This window comes from Rhizobium sp. 01L410 (assembly GCF_056400165.1).
In genome coordinates this window covers 955,222-975,740 of sequence record NZ_JBFTST010000001.1, presented here as the reverse complement: position 1 = coordinate 975,740, position 20,519 = coordinate 955,222, and the positions used below count along the sequence as shown (strand labels likewise).

General features: G+C 62.3%; 19 protein-coding genes. 8 read left to right on the top strand and 11 right to left on the bottom strand.

Going from position 1 to position 20,519, the window contains the following annotated elements; genetic code table 11:
* Positions 1-22 precede the first annotated feature (22 nt).
* From AC1DV9_RS04360 to AC1DV9_RS04345, 4 genes are read left to right on the top strand one after another with little or no spacing between them, the layout of a single operon-like run.
* The gene (locus tag AC1DV9_RS04360) at positions 23-868 is read left to right on the top strand and encodes a carbohydrate ABC transporter permease (protein WP_477946322.1); all 846 of its coding nucleotides are present in this window, start codon (positions 23-25) and stop codon (positions 866-868) included.
* On the top strand, positions 865-1,698 hold the full coding sequence (locus tag AC1DV9_RS04355) for a carbohydrate ABC transporter permease (RefSeq protein ID WP_112386719.1): 834 nt from the start codon (positions 865-867) through the stop codon (positions 1,696-1,698). Before AC1DV9_RS04360 ends, AC1DV9_RS04355 begins: the two co-directional genes overlap by 4 nt.
* Positions 1,699-1,711: 13 nt before the next feature.
* A complete protein-coding gene (locus tag AC1DV9_RS04350; RefSeq protein WP_477946320.1) occupies positions 1,712-3,802 on the top strand; it encodes an ADP-ribosylglycohydrolase family protein in 2,091 nt (696 codons plus the stop codon).
* Between the two features lie 10 nt (positions 3,803-3,812).
* Complete coding sequence (locus AC1DV9_RS04345; protein WP_112386717.1) at positions 3,813-4,871, top strand: ABC transporter ATP-binding protein; 1,059 nt, start codon at positions 3,813-3,815, stop codon at positions 4,869-4,871.
* Between the two features lie 27 nt (positions 4,872-4,898).
* Here the strand turns inward: AC1DV9_RS04345 and AC1DV9_RS04340 are convergent, their stop codons facing one another.
* The 7 genes from AC1DV9_RS04340 to AC1DV9_RS04310 form a co-directional block, all read right to left on the bottom strand.
* Positions 4,899-5,717, bottom strand: a complete 819-nt coding sequence (locus AC1DV9_RS04340; protein WP_477946318.1) for a phosphate/phosphite/phosphonate ABC transporter substrate-binding protein — start codon at positions 5,715-5,717, stop codon at positions 4,899-4,901.
* An 8-nt stretch (positions 5,718-5,725) separates the two neighbouring features.
* Positions 5,726-6,868 carry an N-methyl-L-tryptophan oxidase gene (gene solA, locus AC1DV9_RS04335; RefSeq protein ID WP_112386715.1) on the bottom strand — a complete coding sequence of 381 codons (1,143 nt, stop codon included), beginning with the start codon at positions 6,866-6,868 and terminating at the stop codon, positions 5,726-5,728.
* A gap of 10 nt (positions 6,869-6,878) precedes the next feature.
* Positions 6,879-8,366 carry an HAL/PAL/TAL family ammonia-lyase gene (locus AC1DV9_RS04330; RefSeq protein WP_477942224.1) on the bottom strand — a complete coding sequence of 496 codons (1,488 nt, stop codon included), beginning with the start codon at positions 8,364-8,366 and terminating at the stop codon, positions 6,879-6,881.
* A complete protein-coding gene (locus AC1DV9_RS04325; protein ID WP_112386713.1) occupies positions 8,363-9,139 on the bottom strand; it encodes an ABC transporter ATP-binding protein in 777 nt (258 codons plus the stop codon). Before AC1DV9_RS04325 ends, AC1DV9_RS04330 begins: the two co-directional genes overlap by 4 nt.
* Positions 9,140-9,151: 12 nt before the next feature.
* Positions 9,152-9,856 (bottom strand): ABC transporter permease, encoded by a 705-nt coding sequence (locus AC1DV9_RS04320; RefSeq protein ID WP_112386712.1) that lies wholly within the window; start codon positions 9,854-9,856, stop codon positions 9,152-9,154.
* On the bottom strand, positions 9,856-10,581 hold the full coding sequence (locus tag AC1DV9_RS04315) for an ABC transporter permease (protein WP_112386711.1): 726 nt from the start codon (positions 10,579-10,581) through the stop codon (positions 9,856-9,858). Before AC1DV9_RS04315 ends, AC1DV9_RS04320 begins: the two co-directional genes overlap by 1 nt.
* A gap of 99 nt (positions 10,582-10,680) precedes the next feature.
* On the bottom strand, positions 10,681-11,520 hold the full coding sequence (locus AC1DV9_RS04310; RefSeq protein WP_112386756.1) for a transporter substrate-binding domain-containing protein: 840 nt from the start codon (positions 11,518-11,520) through the stop codon (positions 10,681-10,683).
* A gap of 179 nt (positions 11,521-11,699) precedes the next feature.
* On the opposite strand from AC1DV9_RS04310, the gene hutC reads away from it, so the two are divergent.
* Complete coding sequence (gene hutC, locus AC1DV9_RS04305; RefSeq protein WP_112386710.1) at positions 11,700-12,452, top strand: histidine utilization repressor; 753 nt, start codon at positions 11,700-11,702, stop codon at positions 12,450-12,452.
* A gap of 32 nt (positions 12,453-12,484) precedes the next feature.
* Here hutC and AC1DV9_RS04300 read toward each other — a convergent pair whose 3' ends face one another.
* Together AC1DV9_RS04300 and AC1DV9_RS04295 are read right to left on the bottom strand one after the other, a co-directional pair.
* A complete protein-coding gene (locus tag AC1DV9_RS04300; RefSeq protein ID WP_112386709.1) occupies positions 12,485-13,840 on the bottom strand; it encodes a sigma-54-dependent transcriptional regulator in 1,356 nt (451 codons plus the stop codon).
* Positions 13,837-15,690, bottom strand: coding sequence for a sensor histidine kinase (locus AC1DV9_RS04295; protein WP_310290109.1), 1,854 nt, complete (start codon positions 15,688-15,690; stop codon positions 13,837-13,839). The genes AC1DV9_RS04300 and AC1DV9_RS04295 overlap by 4 nt, the downstream gene beginning before the upstream one ends.
* Before the next feature lie 222 nt (positions 15,691-15,912).
* On the opposite strand from AC1DV9_RS04295, the gene AC1DV9_RS04290 reads away from it, so the two are divergent.
* Entirely contained in the window at positions 15,913-17,238 is a 1,326-nt protein-coding gene (locus tag AC1DV9_RS04290; protein ID WP_405049552.1) for a dicarboxylate/amino acid:cation symporter, read from the top strand.
* Positions 17,239-17,311: 73 nt separating this feature from the next.
* On the opposite strand, the gene AC1DV9_RS04285 is transcribed toward AC1DV9_RS04290, so the two are convergent.
* Positions 17,312-17,917 carry a TetR/AcrR family transcriptional regulator gene (locus tag AC1DV9_RS04285; protein ID WP_112386707.1) on the bottom strand — a complete coding sequence of 202 codons (606 nt, stop codon included), beginning with the start codon at positions 17,915-17,917 and terminating at the stop codon, positions 17,312-17,314.
* A 47-nt stretch (positions 17,918-17,964) separates the two neighbouring features.
* Here AC1DV9_RS04285 and AC1DV9_RS04280 point away from each other — a divergent pair, with 47 nt between their 5' ends.
* Positions 17,965-18,849, top strand: coding sequence for an SDR family NAD(P)-dependent oxidoreductase (locus AC1DV9_RS04280; RefSeq protein WP_477942505.1), 885 nt, complete (start codon positions 17,965-17,967; stop codon positions 18,847-18,849).
* A 99-nt stretch (positions 18,850-18,948) separates the two neighbouring features.
* Positions 18,949-19,581: a Rossmann-fold NAD(P)-binding domain-containing protein gene (locus AC1DV9_RS04275; RefSeq protein WP_477946316.1), complete on the top strand. Its 633-nt coding sequence runs from the start codon at positions 18,949-18,951 to the stop codon at positions 19,579-19,581.
* Between the two features lie 22 nt (positions 19,582-19,603).
* Here the strand turns inward: AC1DV9_RS04275 and AC1DV9_RS04270 are convergent, their stop codons facing one another.
* On the bottom strand, positions 19,604-20,431 hold the full coding sequence (locus AC1DV9_RS04270) for an endonuclease/exonuclease/phosphatase family protein (protein ID WP_112386705.1): 828 nt from the start codon (positions 20,429-20,431) through the stop codon (positions 19,604-19,606).
* Between the last annotated feature and the right edge of the window lie 88 nt (positions 20,432-20,519).

Genomic DNA, 20,519 nt, shown 5'->3' with positions numbered 1-20,519 from the left:
TGTTTGCCTTGAAAGGTCTGCAATGCACCGACTTTACGTCCTGTCGACATTGATCATCAATGTCGTCATCATCGCCATACCGGCGCTGCTCACGGTGGCTCTCGCCTTCTTCGAATGGGACGGCATCAGCACGCCCGTGTTCGTCGGCCTCGACAATTTCCAGGCCCTTTGGGACGACAGCGTGTTCTGGACGGCGTTGACCAACAACATCATCTGGACGCTTATCTTCCTGACGGTACCGATCGCCATGGGCCTGCTGGCAGCCACCATGATGCTGGTCGTGCGCCGCGGCTCGAACTTCTTCCAGGTCGTCTATTTCCTGCCTGTTATCATCGCCACGGCGATCACCGGCCGTGTCTGGCAGGGCATGATCTATTCGCCGGTCACCGGCATCACCGGCCTTCTGCAGCGCATGGGTCTCGATATCGCCAATCCTCTGACCGAGACGTCCAGCGCGCTCTATGGTATCGCGGTCGTCGACCTCTGGCATTGGTGGGGCTTCCTCTGCGTCATCTTCTTCGCGGCCCTGCGTCAGGTGCCGAACGAACAGATCGAAGCGTCGCGCATCGAGGGTGCAACCTTCTTCCAGACCATCCGCTATGTCCTCCTGCCAGGCATCATGCCGACCATCACGCTGATGATGATCATGACCGTCATCTGGTCGTTCCTGGTCTTCGACTTCGTCTACATCCTGACCCAGGGCGGCCCGGCCTATTCCTCCGAAGTGCTATCGACCTTCGCCTATCGCTCGGCCTTCTACGACCTTGCTGTCGGCAAGGCGGCAGCGATCTCGGTGGTGATCAGCCTCTTCGGCCTGGCCGCAACCGTCTTCTACATCCGCGCCCAAGCGACGGAGTTCGAACAATGAACATCACCGAAAGCCGCCTCACCTTCGCGATCGTCTACATCACCCTGTCGGTGCTGCTGATCGTCACCCTGTTTCCCATCGCGCTGACCGTGCTCAACGCATTGAAGCCATCGGCAGAGATCGTCCAGAATCCGCTGGCGCTCCCCTCCGTCATCCGCTGGGACAATTTCACCCGCGCCTGGACGGACGCGAATTTCGGCCAGACGCTGCTGAACTCCGCCGTGCTGACGGGCCTGACGATCATCCTCGTCTGCTCGACCGGATCGCTGACCGCCTATGTTCTGGCCCGCCAGAAGATCAAGCGCTGGAAAATCCTGACCTTCTATCTCTTGGCCAGCACCACCGCGCCGATCCAGCTCTTCCTCTTCCCGCTCTATTTCGGCTTTGCCCGCTTCGGGCTGATCAACAACCCTGTCGCCGTCGCCTTCATCTATACGGCGGTCTATTCGCCCTTCGCGATCATGCTGCTGCGGACTTACTTCCTTGCGGTTCCCAAGGAGCTGGAGGAAGCAGCGCTGATCGACGGGGCGACGCATTGGCAGGTGTTCCGCCGCGTCTTCCTGCCGATCGTCTCGCCCGGGATCCTGACGGTGGCGCTGATCATCGGCCTCTATTCCTGGAACGAGTTCCTGATCGCCACGACGTTCCTGCAGGGCCAGGACAGGCTGACGGCCGTCGTCTCGTTCTTCCTGCTTTCCGGCCAATACTCGTCCGACTGGGGTGAGATCATGGCCGCCGCCCTCATCATCATTCTTCCCATCGTAATCCTCTTCGTCCTGCTGCAGCGCCACTTCATCGAAGGAATGGCCGGCGGTTCGGTGAAGGGCTGATCAAGGAGTTCGCATGTCCATTCCCGCAGACTACAACAACCGCGTCTATGCAGGCGTTCTCGGCAAGCTGATCGGCGTCTATCTCGGCCGCCCGTTCGAGAACTGGCGCTACAAGGACATTCTCGAAAAGCTCGGCCCGATCACCTATTACGTCCATGACCGCCTCGGCGATCCGCTGATCGTCACCGATGACGACGTGGCCGGGACCTTCACCTTCCCGCGAGCGCTTGACGACTACGGCATCTCGCCGGATCTGTCGGCCGAAGACATCGGCAAGGCCTGGCTGAACTACATCATCGAGGAACGTTCGATCCTCTGGTGGGGTGGTGCCGGCAATTCGACGGAACACACCGCCTGGCTCAACCTACAGCGCGGCATTCCGGCGCCGGCCTCCGGTTCGATCGCCGTCAACGGCGCCACCGTTGCCGAGCAGATCGGCGCGCAGATTTTCATCGACGGCTGGGCGCTGGTCTCCCCCGGCAACCCGGCGCAGGCCGCCAAGCTGGCACGCGCCGCAGGCTCCGTCAGTCACGACGGAGAAGCGGTGAATGCCGCCGTCCTCTGGGCTGCGATGGAGGCGGAGGCCTTCGTCAGCAAGGATGTGAACCATCTGCTCGATACCGGCCTTGCGCATATCCCGAAGGACAGCCTGATCGCCAGGCTGATCGCCGATATCCGCGGCTGGACATCGGGCAACGAGGATTGGGAAGCGACGCGTCAGAAGATCGAGGACAATTACGGTTACGACAAATATCCGGGCAATTGCCATGTCGTGCCCAACCACGCGCTGATGATCATGGCGCTGTTGCATGCGCCGCACGACTTCCAGCGCGGCCAGATGATCGTCAACACCTCCGGTTGGGATACCGATTGCAACGCCGGCAACCTCGGCTGCCTGCACGGCATCATGCTCGGCCTCGACGGTCTCGATGCCGGTCCCGACTGGCGCGGCCCGGTCGCCGACCGTCTCTACATGTCGACCGTCGATGGCGGCCGCTCGATTGCCGACGCCGCCGACGTCTCGTTGTGGCTGGCCAATCTCGGTCGCAAGCTTGCCGGACAGACAGCCGAACCGGCGCCGAAGAATGGCGCGAAATTCCACTTCTCGCTGCCGGGCTCGGTCCAGGGCTTCCGTCCGCAGGCGGGCCAGACCGCTCTTGACGGGCTGAAGGTGACAGGAACCGGATCGGCGCTGGCGATCGATTACCAGGCGCTTGCCCAAGGTCGTGAGGCTGCGGCCACCACGCCGGTCTTCACGCCGCTCGAAGTCACCAAGATGCGCACCTACGATCTGGTCGCCAGCCCGCGCATCCATGCCGGACAGACGCTGCGCGCAACCATCCGCGCCGAAGCGGCAAACAGCGGCTCCGTCGAGGCGAAGCTCCGCATCCGCCACTATGATGGCAGCGATGCCCTCGTCGATATCGACATGCCCTCCGGCAAGCTTCTCAACCCCGGCAATTCGGCAGCGCTCGAATGGACCGTCCCCGCAACCGGCCACCAGCCGATCGCCGAAATCGGCCTGGTGTTGACGGCGCCGCAGGGACGAGCAAACGGGCGGGTCCTGGTCGATGCGCTCACCTGGGATGGTTGCCCTGATGTGACCTTCAAGCGTCCGGAAGGCGCCAGCGACTTCTGGCGCCGCGCCTGGGTCAGCAATGTGCATTTCTTCTCGAAGAACTTCCCGCAGGACTTCCGCATCAGCCAGAACCGCGGTGAAGGATTGATCCTGCAGGGCACGCGCGACTGGACCGATTATGCTATCGAGGCCGACCTGATGCTGCATCTCGGCGATCACGGCGGCCTGGCGATCCGCGCCGAGGGACAGCGCCGCTACTATGCGGCTCTGGTTACCCGCGACGGCAAGCTGCAGATCGTCTGCCGCAAGGATGAGAAGCAGACGGTGCTCGCCTCGACCGCACTCCAGGTCGAATTCGAGACGCGCTTTACGATGAAGCTCTCGGCCAGGGGCGACAAGCTTTCCGCTACGGTCGGCGGCACCACGGTCGAAGCCAATGACCAGACCTTTGCCGGCGGATCGGCCGGACTGATCATTCACGAGGGAGCCCTCTCGGCCACCCGCATCCACATCGGCGCGGCGTAAGGAGATCCCCATGGCAAGTGTCACGATCGACAAGGTCGTCAAGCGCTACGGCAGCGCCGAGGTCATTCACGGGATCGATGCGGCGATCGGTGACGGCGAATTCGTCGTCCTGGTCGGCCCGTCGGGTTGCGGCAAGTCCACGCTGCTGCGGATGATCGCCGGTCTTGAGGACATTTCGGGCGGAACGATCTCGATCGGCGGCAAGGTGGTCAACACCCTACCCCCGAAGAGCCGCGACATCTCGATGGTGTTCCAGAACTATGCGCTCTACCCGCATATGACCGTCGAGGAAAACATGGCCTTCTCGCTGACGCTGGCGGGCGCCGGCAAGGCTGAGAAGGAAAAGAAGGTCCGCGAAGCGGCCGAGATTCTCGGCCTGGAAAGCCTGCTGCAGCGCAAGCCGAAGGCACTGTCCGGCGGCCAGCGCCAGCGCGTCGCGATGGGCCGTTCCATCGTCCGCAATCCGCAGGTCTTCCTCTTCGACGAACCGCTGTCGAACCTCGACGCCAAGCTGCGCGTGCAGATGCGCGGCGAAATCAAGAGCCTGCACCGCCGCCTCGGCACCACCATGGTCTACGTCACCCACGACCAGGTGGAGGCAATGACCATGGCCGACCGGATCGTCGTCATGCAGGCGGGCCGCATCGAGCAGATCGGCACGCCACTGGAACTCTACGACCGCCCGGCCAATGCCTTCGTCGCCCAGTTCATCGGCTCGCCGGCGATGAACCTGTTCCCGGCAACCGTCACCGGCGGCAAACTGATCCTGCAGAATGGCCAACCGTCGGGACTTGCAGCGCCATCAGCTGTTCAGGAAGGCCAGAAGCTGCTGATCGGCAAGCGGCCGGAAGAAATCGGCCTTGGGGCAGAAGGCGACCTGCACGCAACCGTCGAGAATATCGAGCCGACCGGCTCCGAAGCCTTCATCGAGCTCAAGCTCGGCGATCAACTCGTCTCGGTGGTGCTTCGCGAACGGCCATGGTTCGATGTCGGCAGCAAACAGACACTGACCCTCACCAAAGGCGCCGTTCACATCTTCGACGCGGCGTCGGGCAACAGGATCGGCTGAGGAAGCGCGCCGCCGGGAAGGCGGCGCTCATTTCAGCCTGTCGAAATCGCGGTAGCCGAATTCCTCGGCCTGCTTGGCAAGCGTCAGCAGCACTTCGTAACGGGCGTCCGGCAGGATGTCGAAATCGACCAGCCCCATCGTATCGCGCGCCACTGCAAGAAATGGCGCGCGGATCGAGGCCATGAGCGCTTCACGAAGCAGCTCAACCTGTTCGTCGGTTGCACCGCCAGACGTGATGAAGGGCAACCCGGGACTGGCAGGCGTGAGCGCAAGCTGCCGGATTTCAGTCACGCGCTCACGGTCGAAGCGTTGGATATTTGCAAGTGTAACGCAATCGATGGCCGCACAATCGGCGCGGCCCTGGGCAACCGCATCGATGCTGGCGCCATGGCTTCCCGTCTCGATAAAGGCAGCAAAGAAGCGCCCCTCCCGGGCAAGAGGAGTAACGGCGGCGCGCAGGAGATTGGCGCCGGAATTGCTGGTCGGGCTATTGATCGCCGCGACTGCGCCACGCAGATCTTCGATCGTAGCAAAAACCGAGTCGCGTCTGACGACGATGACGCTGCGCATCAGCGGCCCGTCGCAGCCCGGATGGCTGTAGACTGGCGTTGCGACGAGGCGGACCCTGCCCCGTAGCTGTGTCACATAGGGATAGCCGCAGGTCTGCGAGAGCAGGAGGTCGGGACGAAGCCAGGCTTCGTCATAGGCCAGATCGGTATCCAGACGATCCGGCAATCCTGAGACACCCGGGCGCGCGAGATATGCGCGCAGGAACTCCCAGAGTTCAGCGGTCGCCGCGGCAAGCGGCGGCGGGGTAACATACATTGCCAGGCAGACAAGATGCATCTTGTGCCTCAGCCGTTCGGGAAGTGCCGCGCAAACGAGAACAGGCCGTGCGGCAGCGCGCTGCCGCCCTCCAGCGCGAGATCCGCCAGAAGTTCGCCGATGACGCTGGTGAATTTGAAGCCGTGGCCGGAGCAGGCGGAGGAGACGACGACATCAGGCGCACCCGGCACATGATCGATCAGGAAGTCCTCGCTCGGCAGCATCGTGTAGCGGCAGGTCGTCGCCCGCACCCGCATCGAAGCCGCATGCGGCAGACGCTTGAGGACGAAGCTGTCAAGAAGCGCGGTATCGGCCTCGTTGACGGGCGGATTGGGAGCACGCGGATCGATCGGCTCGCGGAAATGCGCGTGACGGCCGACCTTGACGCCGTCGATGCCGATATTCGGAAAACCGAAATAGGATCCGCCCTCGCCGTCATCCCGCAGGAAGCAGGGCATGCGCTGCGGCTCGGCAACGAAGCCATCGGATGGCTGATACCAGGCCACCACCTGGCGGATCGGCACGGCACGCGACCGCAGTTGCGGCACGAGCTCGGCGATCCAGGCGCCGGTCGCAACGATGACCTTGCGTGCGCGGTAGGTCGCGGTGCCCGAGACGATCGTCACGCCATTGCCGCTCTGGTCGATCGAAAGCACCGGTTCGCCGAAATGCAGCGCAGCACCGTGTTCGGCGGCCAGCTTCAGGTAGCCCATGATCGCGGCTTCAGGCTTGACATAACCGCCCTGCGGATCGAGCAGCCCGATCTCGCCGTCATCGAGAGCAAAGGCCGGAAACCGCCGCGCCATCTCCTGCTTGTCGAGGATCTGATGCGCCAGGCCATGCATCTCACAGGATGCCTTCGTTCCGCTGACGATCTTGCTGTCCGGTGCGCCGATCTGCAGCACGCCTGTGACGGTCAGGATATCGGTTCGCAGCTGTGCTTCCAGCGCCCGCCAGTTTTCATAGGCACGCTGCAGCAGCGGCACATAGGACGGGTCTTCGAAATAGCCGAGCCGGATGAGACGGCTGTCACCATGCGACGAGCTGAGCGCATGGGCCGGGAAATAGGCTTCGAGCCCGATGACTTTGGCACCGCGCGATGCCGCGAAGGCGGCGGCCGAACTCCCCATGGCACCAAGACCGATGACGGCGACATCGAATTCTGCAGACATGTCCATTCTCTCACTCGGCCGGCTGATGGGTTGATATCAGGGTTCGGAGCGCCTCGATATCGCCATGCAACGGCCGGTCGTCATGGTAATGGCCTGCAACGCCGCGCACCATCGCGTGAATGGCGCCGGTTCCGGTGGCGCGTGCACCGTTGACGGCCACGAAATCATGCGCCTGCGCTGCCGCCATCAGTTCGACGGCCAAGATATATTCGGCGTTATCGATGATGGCGAGCAGCTTGTTTGCCGCCGCCGTCGGATGGGCCAGGAAGTCCTCCTGCAAACCGGAGGTGATGCCGCCGTCGAGCGAGGCGGGTGCCGCGAGACGGCGATTTTCGTTGGCAAGTGCCGCAGCGGTATATTGCGCGATCATGAAGCCCGAATGGCTGCCGGCATCGCTGGCGAGAAACGGCGGCAACCCGCTGACAAGCGGATTGACCAGCCTGTCCGCGCGCCGCTCGCTCATTGCGCCGATCTGCGCGATCGCGATTGCGAGAGCATCGGCGGCCTGCGCCAGGGCGGGCGCCACGGCATGCGCTTCGGAGGACACCACGGGACGATCCGGCGTCCCGGAGATCGCGGGGTTGTCGGTCACGGAAGCCAGCTCCTGATCGACGATCCGGGCCGTCTCCTCGAACACGTCCCACGCAGCGCCGTGGGCGTGGGGCACCGAGCGGAGGCTGAGCGCGTCCTGCGTCCGTTTGCCCTTGGCGGCGTCGACCAGCGCGCTGCCCTTTAACCGGGAGCGTAAGCGCCCGCCTACCTTCGCAATACCTTTGGAAGGACGGAGCGACAGCACTGATTTCTCAAAAGCGGCTATCTGGCAGCCGACAGCTTCGAGCGTCAGCGCTGCGGCGGCGTCGGCCCAATCGAGCAGCCGTTCGGCGCGGGACAGGGCAACGGAAGACAAGCCCGTTGCGCAGGCCGTTCCGTTGACGAGGCTCAGGCCTTCCTTGGCTTGAAGCACAAGCGGCGCGAGCCCGATCGCGAGAAGTGCCTCGCGCCCCGTCATGCGCCGCCCGCCGACGGTTGCATGGCCCTCTCCGATCAGCACTAGAGCCGAATGGGCGTTGTGGGTGAGATATCCGGCCGATCCCCTGGACGGCACATCGGGAATGCAGTCCTTCGCGAGGAATGCCGTGAGATGTTCGAGGATTTCAGGGCGCACGCCGGAGTGGCCGTGGCCGAAATTGGCGATCTGCGCAGCGATGATCGCGCGCACTTCGCGCGGCGCCAGCAGAGGACCGACACCGCAGGCATGGCTCAGAATGATATTGCGCGACAGGCGGCTCTGCGAGGTGCGGTCAACGACCGTGTCGGACAACGCGCCGACCCCGGTATTAATGCCATAAGCCCTGACGCCGCTTTCGACGATGCTCTCCACGATCTGTCTGGCGCGGGCGACACGGTCGCGTGCTGCGGCCGACAAGGCCAGAGCTTCACCCTCGCCAACGCGGGCGACATCGCGCCACGACAGACGTTCATGCAGGACGATGGTCATTGCCCGGTTCCGAAATGGCCGATGAACTGGCGGAAGGCCGGCGTGGCCGCACTGCCGAACATATCGTCGGGCGCGCCGCTGCTTTCGATCAGGCCTTCGCGCATGAAGACGACGCGGTTGGAAACGTTGCGGGCAAAGCTCATCTCGTGGGTGACGACGAGCATCGTCATGCCTTCCTCGGCCAGCGCGCGCATGACGCGCAGCACTTCGCCGACCAATTCCGGATCGAGCGCCGATGTCGGCTCATCGAACAGCATGACCTTTGGCTTCATGGCAAGGGCGCGAGCGATCGCGGCACGCTGCTGCTGGCCGCCGGAAAGATGCGCCGGATAGGCATGGCGCTTGTCGGCGATGCCGACCTTTTCCAGAAGCGCCTCGGCCTCGGCAATACACTCGGCCTTCGGGCGCTTCAAAACGTGGACCGGCCCCTCGATGACATTCTGCAGGATGGTCATGTGAGACCAGAGGTTGAAGCTCTGGAACACCATGCCGAGTTCGGAACGGATGTGGTCGACCTGCTTCTGGCTGGCAGGACGGCTGCTGCCGTTCTTGTGCACCATGCGGATTTGCTCGCCATCGACCCAGATCTCGCCATCGCTCGCGGTTTCCAGGAGATTGATACAGCGCAGGAAGGTCGACTTTCCCGAGCCGGAAGCGCCGAGCAGCGAAATAACATCGCCGTCCTGGGCCTCAAGGGAAATGCCGCGCAGGACCTCATGGGTGCCGAAGCTCTTGCGGATGTTGCGAACGGAAAGGCGTGTCACACCGGGCATCGCGGTTGCTCCTTAGGCCTTGAGTGCCGGCGGGATGGCGCGGCGGTGTTTGGAGAGTGAATATTCGAGCAGCGCCATGGCCTGCAGGATGATGAAGTTCAGCACCAGGTAGATGATGGCGGCGCACAGGAAGACTTCCATGGTGCGATAGGTCTGCGAAATCAGCCGCTGCGCGACGCCGGTGACTTCCCAGACGGTGACGAGGCTTGCGAGCGCTGTCGATTTCATCATCAGCACGATCTCGGTGGAATAGGCAGGCAGCGCATGACGGAAGGCGATGGGCGCGATGATCCGCCGGATCATCAGCATGCGCGGCATGCCGATGGCGCGGGCCGCCTCGATTTCCTTTGGCGAGACGGCGCGGATGCCGCTGCGGAAGATTTCCGCAGAGTAGCCTGCCGTGCAGAGCGCCAGCGAAAGCACGGCGCAGACCATTGGCTCGCGCAGGAAGGGCCAGAGGAAGGAGTAGCGGATGACGCCGAACTGACCAAGCCCGTAAAAGACCAGGAACATCTGGATCAGCAGCGGGGAGCCGCGGAAGATGAAGATGTAGCCCTTGGCGAAACCGGCCAGCAACGGATTGCCGCTGACGCGAAGCGAGACGATGACGAGCGCCAGCAGGCCGCCGAAAAAGATCGACAGCGAAAACAGGATCAGCGTCGTCGGCACTGCTTTCAGCAGCGTCACCATGGTGGAGAACAGAAATTCGAAATCCATCACGCTTGCCCCATCGCCGACGCAGGCATACTGCGGTTTGCGCGCCGTTCGGCGGTGTTGAAGATCCGGTCCGAGAGACTGGTGAGCAACAGATAGAGAAGGCCGCCGGCGATGAAAAACAGGAAATACTGACGCGTCGAGCCTGCGGCCACCTGGCTGGTGCGCATCAGCTCGGCGAGACCGGTGACGGAGATCAGCGCCGAATCCTTGAGGCTTAGCTGCCAGACATTGCCGAGACCGGGGATCGCGAAGCGCAGGACCTGCGGAATGATGACGCGCCGCAGGCGCAGCGCGCGCGGCATGCCGATCGCCGAGGCCGCTTCCAGCTCTCCCTTGGAGATCGCCAGAAAGGCGCCGCGATAGACTTCCGCCTGATAGGCGCCGGAGATGATGCCGACGGCAAGGGCGCCGGCGGCAAAGGAGGGCAGGCCGAGGAAGCCCTCGTAGCCTAGCCATTGACCGACGGATGTCACCGCCGCCGAGCCGCCGAAATAGATCAAATAGATGATCAGCAATTCAGGCACGCCGCGAAACACGGTCGTATAGATATTGCCGAGCGTCACCAGCAGCATATTGCCGGAGAGTTTGGTCGAGGCGATGATGGTGCCGAGTACGGCGCCGATCGCCAGCGCAGTCGCGGTCACGGCGAGCGTCATCAAGGTTGCAACAAGCAACAATGCGCCCCATCCGTTCGAGCCGAAGCCCAAGAGTCCCAAGGTTCCCATTGCGTCCGTTCCCGTCGATAGCAGCTTCAGGCGTCGAGATTATCACAGGCGTCTCCGGCAAGGTGCCGGAGACCGTATCGGTGATAGCCCGAAGGTTGCTTATTGCGGGCTGACGTCGACCTTGAACCACTTCATCGAGAGGGTCTTGACGGTACCGTCGGCCAGCGCGGACTTGATGGCTTCGCTGAACTTGTCGCGCAGGTCGGTGTCTTCCTTCCGGATGCCGAGACCTTCGCCCTCGCCCCAGATCGAGCCGGCGATTTCCGGGCCGGTGAAGGCAAGCGTATCGTTTGCCGACGCGAATGCGTTGTTGAAATAGACCGCGTCGTCGAAGCCTAGATCGATACGGCCGTTCTGCAGATCGAGATCGCGGTCGGCGCCGGTCTTGTATTCGCGGATTTCGGCGATCGAGCCGAAGTTGTCATAGACGAACTTCGCATAGACGGTCGCGGCCTGGATGCCGATCGTCTTGCCCTTGAAGGCTTCCTTCAGCGCATCGATTTCCTTCACGCCGGTCTGGCCGGGCGTCATCTTGATCGTCACGCCGGTACCGGCGGCATTTGCCAGCGGGCTATCCTTGGCGGTCGCGAAAGCGGCAGGCGTCGCGGCATAGGGAACGGTGAAGTCGATGATCTTCTTGCGCTCTTCGGTGATCGACAGCGCATCCATGATCACATCGAATTTGCCGGCATTCAGCGCCGGGATCATGCCGTCCCAGTCGGACGCGACAAGCTTGCATTCGATCTTGGCGCGCTCGCAGAGCACCTTGGCCAGTTCCGGCTCGAAGCCGCCTAGCGTGCCGTCGGCATTCGTCATGTTCCAGGGTGCGTAGGCACCCTCGAGGGTAATCGTCGCAGTCTTCCAGTCCTTGCCGAGAACCGGCGTTGCGAGAGCGGAGATTGCCACCGCTCCAGACACGATGATGCTATGCAATTTCATGTTCCAAACTCCTCTGAAATTCGATTGACCGTCTTTCCTGCCGATCTCCGCCGGCTTGCCTTTTGCGAAGATCATATCTCTCCGAAGGTTGTATAGGGTACCATATGAATAATTTTGTGATATGCAAGATGGAAAGTTGAGTTTTGCGGCAATTGCTGTCGATGCCAAGGGATTAGGCAATGAAACGTGCCGGTGAAATGAAGCGGGAATTGGCCGAGAATGACGCGACCCCGCTTTATGCGGGCGTCAAGCAGATCATTCTCGACAGGATTCACAGCGGCGAGTGGCCGCCCAAATACCGCGTACCGTCGGAAAACGAGCTAGTTGTCGAACTCGGCGTCAGCAAGATGACCGCCAACCGGGCGCTTCGCGAGCTTGCCAGCGAGGGCGAACTGGTGCGTATTCAAGGCGTCGGTTCGTTCGTTGCCGAACGCAAGGGCGTCTCCGCCCTCTTCGAAGTGCGCAACATCGCCGAGGAGATCGCCGAGCGCGGCCACGCCCATGAAGCGGCGGTTATCGTGCTGGCGCAGGAGACTGCATCGCCTGAAATGGCGGATGCATTGGGTCTGGAGATCGGCTCGGCGGTGTTCCATTCACTCGTCGTCCACAGCGAAAACGGCGTCCCGGTGCAGATCGAGGACCGCCACGTCCACCCGGATGCCGCCCCTGATTACCTTACTCAGGATTTCCGCAGCAAGACGCCGAACGCTTACCTCTCGGAAGTCGCACCGCTGACGGGCTCGGAACACATTGTCGAGGCGGTCATGCCGCAGCCTTGGGAATGCAAGCTGCTGACGATCCTGAAGTCCGAACCCTGCCTGACAATCCGCCGGCGGACATGGTCTTCACGCGGCGTCGTGTCCGTCGCGCGCCTCATCTATCCTGGCCACCGCTACCGGCTGGAAAGCCGCAACGGCGTAGAAGCCAAGTAGTTGTATATGGGAGTTAACGGTGATTTAACCGTTCACCGCTTGTCGGCGTAGTCGCTGCGAACGATCCCGTGACGCTGCATCTTGTCATAAAACGTCTTTCTCGGGATGCCCAAGGCGGCGATCGTCTGCTGCACGTTGCCACCGAACGAGATCAGTGTATCGCGAATGATCCCGGCTTCGTAGTGATCCAGCCGCTCGGGCAGCGGCACGCCGTTGGAAGCGCCGGGATCGGCCTTCGGCGGTTCGGGCTCGGCGGGCTGCATGCCCAGGACGGTGCGCTCGGCGAAATGCGAGAGTTCGCGGACATTGCCCGGCCAGTCATGATCCCGCAGATGGCGGCTGACGGTTGCGGTGATCTGCGGCACATCGCGATGGAAGCGGCGGGCCGCCCGCTCGGCAAAATAGCTGAAAAGCAGCGGAATATCGTCGCGCCGCTCGCGAAGCGGCGGGATCGCCAGCGTCACCACGTTCAGACGGTAATAGAGATCTTCCCGAAAACTCTGGCGTTGTCCGGGATCGCCGAGATCGACCTTCGCCGCCGCAACGATGCGCAGATCGACGGGGCGCACCTCGTTCGTTCCGAGCGGCGTCACCTGGCGCATCTCCAGAACACGCAGCATCTGCACCTGCGTCGACAGCGGCATGCTCTCGATCTCATCGAGAAACAGCGTACCGCCGCTCGAATGCTCGATCCGCCCGACGCGTTTCTTCTGCGCGCCGGTAAACGCGCCGGGCTCGTGGCCGAAAAGCTCGCTCTCGATGATCTGTTCGGGAAGCGCGCCGCAGTTCAGCGCCACGAAATTGCCTTTCGAACGGCGGCTCCAACCATGCAGCAGGCTCGCCACAACCTCCTTGCCACTGCCGGTTTCGCCGGTGACAAGCACATCGACATCGGTATCGGCGATCTGGCGCAGCATATGGCGCAGGCGCTCCATCACAGGGGTCTGCCCAATCAGAGGCATGCCCGGGTCGGCCTGCTGCGCGGCTTCGCGGAGATTGCGGTTTTCGATCACCAGCGCCCGCTTTTCGGCCGCACGCCGTACGCATTGAATCAGCCGCTCGGTGGCAAACGGCTTTGCAATGAAATCATAGGCACCGTCCTGGATCGCCTTGACGGCCATCTGGATATCTCCGTGGCCGGTCATCAGGATAACGGGTAGCTCGGCGTCGAGCTGGCGGATGCGCTCGAACATCTGCAATCCATCGAGGCCAGGCATGCGGATGTCCGACACCAGCACGCCCGGAAATGTGCGGTCGAGCTTGCCGAGCGCTTCCATCGCCGACGTGCAAAGCGTGACGTCGAAGCCGGCGAGATCGAGCGTCTGCCCGGTGGCGCGCAACAGATCCTTGTCGTCGTCAACGAGAATGACCGGGGCTGCCTTGCTCATGCGGAAACCTCCTTCAGATGGACGATGAAGCGGGTGCCGTCGGCCCCGCTCTCGACATCGATGCTGCCGCCATAGTCGGAGACAATGTCCTTGGAGATCACCAGGCCGAGGCCGAGGCCTTTTTCCTTGGAGGAATTAAAGGGTTCGAACAGGGCTTCGAGAATATCGGGGGCAATGCCCGGACCGTTATCGGCGACCGAAATGGCAACGCCGTCGCCGGAAACACCTGCCGAAACCGTCACCCGGCCGCCATCGCGCGCCTCCACGGCTTCCAGCGCATTCTGAAACAGGTTGATGAACACCTGCTCCAGCCGCAGCCGGGTGCCCATGACCTGCAGGCCTTCAGGGACAGGCTCGACGGTCAGCATCTCAAGCCGGCCGGTGAAACGGCTGCGCAGCAACATCAGCGCGCCGTCTATCATCTCCTCGACGCCAACCGCTTCGGGCGCCGTTCGTCCGCGCCGGGCGAGTGCCTTCAGATCCTCGGTGATGGTCCCGATCCGCTCCGTCAGTCCGGCAATCAGCGCAAGGTTCTCCGCAACCGGTTCGGTCTGCTGGCGCTTGAGATAGACCGCGGAATTGTCGGCATAGGCGCGGATCGTCGCGACCGGCTGATTGATCTCATGGGCGACACCGGCCGCGATCTGGCCGAGGATCGCCAGCCGGTTGGCATTGACCAGATCCTGCTGCACGCTCTGCAGCCGCGCATCGGTCGCCCGGTGACGGGTGATCTCGGCCTCGAGGCTATCGCGCGTCCGGCTGAGATCACGCGTCCGCTCGGCAACACGCTGCTCCAGCTCTTCGCGCGCCAGCTGCTCGCGCACGATGGTCATCAGCGCCACATCCCTGCGGCGCAGCCAGATGGCGGCAATGGCAATCACGGTCAAAAGCGCCAGCGCCGTCACCAGCAGGGCCTCGCGCACGGCCGCAGCCACCGGCAATTCGACCGGCAACAGATACTGAAACGTCCAGTTCGTCGAAGGCACAGGCGCTATGATCTTGAGATAGGTCGCGGCCCGGCCACCCGGAAGGATGGCGCGGATCAGCAGCGCGTCGGCTCCCAGCGCCTTCACCGGCCGGAAAGGCAGAGGCAAAAGCGGCGCATCGCCGAACTGCAGGCTCTCGCGGATCGAAAGCAGGCTATCGGCAGCAAGCGCTTCCGACGTCATGAACCGCCAGGAGGGCACGCTGGTGATCAGCACCACGTTGTTCTGATCGACCACGAAGGCCGGACGCTGCGTGTCGCTCCAATCGCTCTCCAGCTGATCGAACTCCATCTTGACGACAACGACGCCAAGCGGAGCCGATGCAGGCCCGATACGGTGCGAGATATAGAGCCCGGGGCGCTTGCTGACGGAGCCGAGCGCAAAATGCTCGGCCATCCCCTCCCGCATGCCGCGGGTGAAATAGCTGCGGAACGTATAGTCGTTTCCGACGAAACTCGTCGCTTCGTGCCAGTTGCTGGCCGAAACCGCGATACCATCCGCGTTGACCACGTAGATGACGGCGGCATTGGTGCCCTTGACCAGATCTTCCAGCTTGCCGCTCAACGCATCCTTCTTTTCCTGACCGGACTGGGTCAGCGCGTCCTCCACATCGCGGTCACGCGACAGCAGAAGGGGCAGCGCACGCGGCCGTTCCAGAACGGCCTGAAGCAGGGCAACCTTCAGATTGGCATCGGTGCGGCCCTGCTGTTGCAGCGCCGAAAGTGCTGCAGAGCGCCCATAGATCGCCGCAGTGGTCAGTGCGGCAGCCGCGATCAGCGCCGATATCAGCGCAAAGACGACCCACGTCCGGCGAATGCCGAGGCGAAGGCGCGCGTCTTCCGCGGATGGAACGGCTATGGCCATCGCCAATATTGAGCACAAAACCGCACTTCATTCAATATAATCCGTGCGGATTTACGCACATTCCGCATCAGACGACTTGCAGACCAATGTATAGTCTCAAAATAAATCAATGCCTTAGTCAGAATTTCCGAGTCTGGCACGCCGATTGCTGATCGTTCTGCGACGAAACGCAATTCGCCCCGGGAGAGCCAAATCCTTGGTTGGGGCTTCATGGAGGATATCATGGACATTGCACACCAAGACACGCAGCCGCGTGCGCCTCTGCCGTTCTACCGGCATCTTTACGTACAGGTGATCGCCGCCATTGTCGCCGGCATCCTGCTCGGCCACTTCTATCCGGATACCGGTACGGCGCTGAAGCCGCTCGGCGATGCCTTCATCAAGCTCGTGAAGATGATCATCGCCCCGGTTATTTTCCTGACGGTCGCGACCGGCATTGCCGGAATGTCCGATCTGAAAAAGGTCGGACGCGTTGCCGGCAAGGCGATGATCTACTTCCTCGTCTTCTCGACGCTGGCGCTCGCCGTCGGCATGCTGATCGCCAACGTTCTGCAGCCGGGCGCCGGAATGCATATTTCCGCCGCCTCGCTCGATGCGAATGCCGTCTCCAGCTATGCCAGCAAGGCGCATGACGCGACCATCACCGGCTTCCTGATGAACATCATTCCGGACACGATCGTCGGCGCCTTCGCCCAGGGCGACATCCTGCAGGTGCTGTTCTTCTCGGTGCTCTTCGGTATCGCGCTCGGCATGGTCGGCGATCGCGGCAAGCCAGTTCTCGACTTCCTGAACGCGTTGACTGCACCGATCTTCCGCCTTGTCGCCATCCTGATGAAGGCAGCACCGATCGGCGCGTTCGGCGCCATGGCCTTCACCATCGGCAAATACGGCATCGGCTCGATCGCCAACCTCGCCTTCCTGATCGGCACGTTCTACCTGACGTCACTGCTCTTCGTGATCGTCGTGCTCGGCGCTGTTGCCAAGTACAACGGCTTCTCGATCTTCGCGCTGATCCGCTACATCAAGGAAGAGCTTCTGCTGGTTCTCGGCACCTCGTCGTCGGAAGCCGCCCTTCCCGGCCTAATGCAGAAGATGGAACGGGCCGGCTGCAAGCGATCCGTCGTCGGTCTGGTCATCCCGACCGGCTATTCGTTCAACCTCGACGGCACCAACATCTACATGACGCTGGCAGCCCTGTTCATCGCCCAGGCAACCGACACGCCGCTCACCTTCGGCGACCAGATCCTGCTGCTGCTCGTCGCGATGCTGAGCTCCAAGGGTGCCGCAGGCATCACCGGCGCCGGCTTCATCACGCTTGCGGCAACACTCTCTGTCGTCCCGTCCGTCCCAGTGGCCGGCATGGCGCTGATCCTCGGCATCGACCGCTTCATGTCGGAATGCCGCGCCCTCACCAACTTCGTCGGCAACGCGGTCGCAACTGTCGTCGTCGCCCGCTGGGAAAACGAACTGGACGAAGGCATGCTGGCCCGCGCGCTTTCCGGTCAGGCAACCGAAGAGCCGGTCCCGGTTCTTCAGGCCGCCGAATAATTCCTCCCAGGGAAGAGACCCGGTCTCCGGAAGGCCCGCCGCTTGCGGCGGGCTTTTCCGTTTGCGGCTCGCTTTATGCGAGATCGAGTGGGCGCTGAAGAAGATCAAAACCCTCATCGATATAGTACGTGAGCGGATGTGCGCCATTTGCCTGCCGCCAGTTCTCCTTGGCGAAGCGAAGTGTTCCCATTGCGGTGATCGCCGCCAGCCGCAGTGCCGACCGCCCTGCCTCACCCGGCCATAATTCGTACATCGCCTCCGCCAGCACGTCCTCCAACTGAATGTGAAGCGCATCCTTGCGCAGCCGAAGCGTTTCCGTCGAGCGCAGGATCCGGTCGGCGAGAATGGATTCCTTGCTTTCATATCTTGAAGCAAGAATCAGGAATGTCTTGCGAGCAGCCTCCAGCGGCGGCTGGTCCGGTGACTGCGCAAGAAAGGTGGGGCGCAGCATGTCGGGAATGCCGCCGCTCTCGTGCGCCAGGAGAACATCCTCCTTCGACTTCAAATAAGAAAAGAACGTCCGGCGCGATATTCCCGACGCCGCCGCGATCGCGTCAAGCGTGGTGGCCTCGTAGCCATTCTCCATGAACAGTTTCAGGCCTGCTTTTGCGATGCGGTCGAGCGTCGATCTGCGTTTGCTTTCGCGCAAGCCGATGGGGGCGGTGTCAGCGGTTTCCATGACCACAACTCTTACCGCAAAAAAGGCGCTTGCCAAACTTGCACTCAGTGCGATATTTATTTTCTGCACTCAGTGCAATTATATCAACGGAGAAGCGCAATATGACATCGGCCAAAGTTTGGTTCATCACCGGAGCGGCGCGAGGATTTGGGCGTGTCTGGGCTGAAGCCGCCCTGCGGCGCGGCGACAAGGTCGCTGCCACCGCACGAGACATCACATCGCTCGAAGAGCTCGCAGCAGCTCATGGTAATGCAATTCTGGTACTGCCTCTCGATGTTGCGGATCGCGGCGCGGTATTCGAGGCGGTCGGCAACGCGCACAGGCACTTCGGGCGTCTGGACGTCGTTGTGAGCAATGCCGGCTATGGCTATTTCGGGGCCATCGAGGAGATCGAGCCCGAGCAGGCCAAGGCCAATTTTGAAACGAACGTGTTCGGCACGCTGTGGCTGATGCAGGCCACCTTGCCGATCCTGCGGGCGCAGGCCAGCGGTCACATCATAACGGTGTCGAGCATCGGCGGCGTCATCGGCTTTCCGACCGGCGGGACATATACGGCAACCAAATTTGCGGTCGAAGCCATTTCAGAGGGATTGGCCGGTGAAGTCGCAGCATTCGGCATCAAGGTCACGATCCTTGAGCCGGGCCACTTCACCACCGGCTTCGGCTCATCGGCCCGGTCTGCACCGGCGATCGACATCTACAACCCGATACGCCAGGCCATTCGCGCCTCGTTCAAGCCGGAAGACTTCGGCGATCCGGAAGCAACAAGTGCGGCACTGTTTCAGGCCGTGGACGCAGATCAGCCACCGCTCCGCTTGGCGCTCGGCACGGGAACGATCGTGAAATTCAAATCGGTCTACGAGGCGCGGCTGAAAAATTGGGGTGAATGGGAAGCCGTGACGTACGCCGCTCAAGGCCGCCCGGACGCCTAAGCCATATAAGCCCCGGGAATTGCTTGACGGCTTCCGGGGCCAGGGCATTCTCTATGCCTGACAAGGCCGGCGTGATCTCACCCTATGAAAGAGCTGAAGATGAAGCTGCTATTGCTTGGCGCAACGGGACTGGTCGGCAACAAGGCATTGGAGTTGGCACTTGCCAACGCCGCGATCTCCGAAGTCGTCGCGCCGACAAGAACGCCGCTGCCTGCCCGCGACCGGTTGTTGAACCCCGTTGCCCCGCGTCTGGAGGCGCTTGTTCAAACCTCCATATCGTACCAGCCGGACGCAATCCTGTGCGCGCTCGGAACAACACAAGCTAAGGCTGGTTCGAAGGAAGAATTTCGCTACGTCGACCACGAATTACCGGTCGCGTTCGGCCAAGCGGCGTTTGACGCCGGCGTCAAAACCTATGCCATCGTCAGCGCCGTTGGCGCATCGGAAAAGTCCATGAATTTCTATTCGCGGACGAAAGGCGAGGTCGAGCGGGACATCCGGAATATCGGTTTTCGATCCCTGACGATCTGCAGGCCGAGCCTGATCGGCGGAGAGCGTAGCGAGACGCGGCGGGCGGAGAGAGCGGCACTCGCCGTGGTTCGGCTTCTGGCGCCGGTCCTGCCGAAGAAGTTTCATCTCAATCCGGCGGAAAGGATTGCCGCAGCCGCGCTCGACGCGGTCATCGCCGCAAAGCCGGGATGTCATTTCATCTATGCTGAACAGATGCGCTGACATCATTCGATAGCGACAGAATCTATGCCTTCGCCAGTTTCTCTATCGTCTGCAGATTGATCACCGCCTTGATCGGCAGATGATCAGAGGCAACGCGCGACAGCGGCGTATCATGCGCTTCAATCGTCGTCAGAACGCCCTTGCGGTTGGCGATGATGCGATCGAGCGCCAGGATCGGCAGTCGCGCCGGGAAGCTTGGAACAGCCGGCGGCTGCGGCCCGAAAGCCGATTGAAAGCTGTTCAGCGACGAGCGGTCGCCGAGCCGCCATTCGTTGAGATCGCCAAGCAGGATCGTCGGCATCTCGTGCCGGTCGGCCATCAGTTCGACCAGCATCTGCGCCTGACGGGCGCGCGAATGGCGCAGCAGGCCGAAATGCGCGGCGATGATGCGCAGTGCCCCGCCACGCTCCAGCTCGATTTCGGCCACCAACGCGCCGCGCGGCTCAAGGCCGGGGAGCTTGATCTGGTGGACGTCGCGCACCAGGCCTTTCTTGAAAAGCACGACATTGCCGTGCCAGCCATGCGCCTTCGCCATGCCGGTGATCGGCACCGGGATAAGGCCGGTCTCGCGCTCCAGACGGGCAAGATCGAGAATGCCGGTGCGCTCGCCGAAACGCGTGTCGGCCTCCTGAAGCGCGATCAGGTCGGCATCAATCTCGTGGATGACGCGGCTGGTCCGCTCAGGGTCGAACCGCCGGTCAGCGCCGACGCATTTGTGCACGTTGTAGGAGGCGATCAATGTGCCTTCGGCACGCGGCCGCGCTTCGGCAAGGGCGGCGTCAAGCCGCTTCTTCCTGTTGCGGATCGAGGCCAGGATGCTGGCGGGGATACTGTCTTTTCTGGCATGCATCGGAGTGGGCAAAGGCTCCGTTGATCGAAAATAGCTCTCCCGGGATTATAGGCGGCACAACAGAAGCTGCCATAGGGGAAGCGCAGAA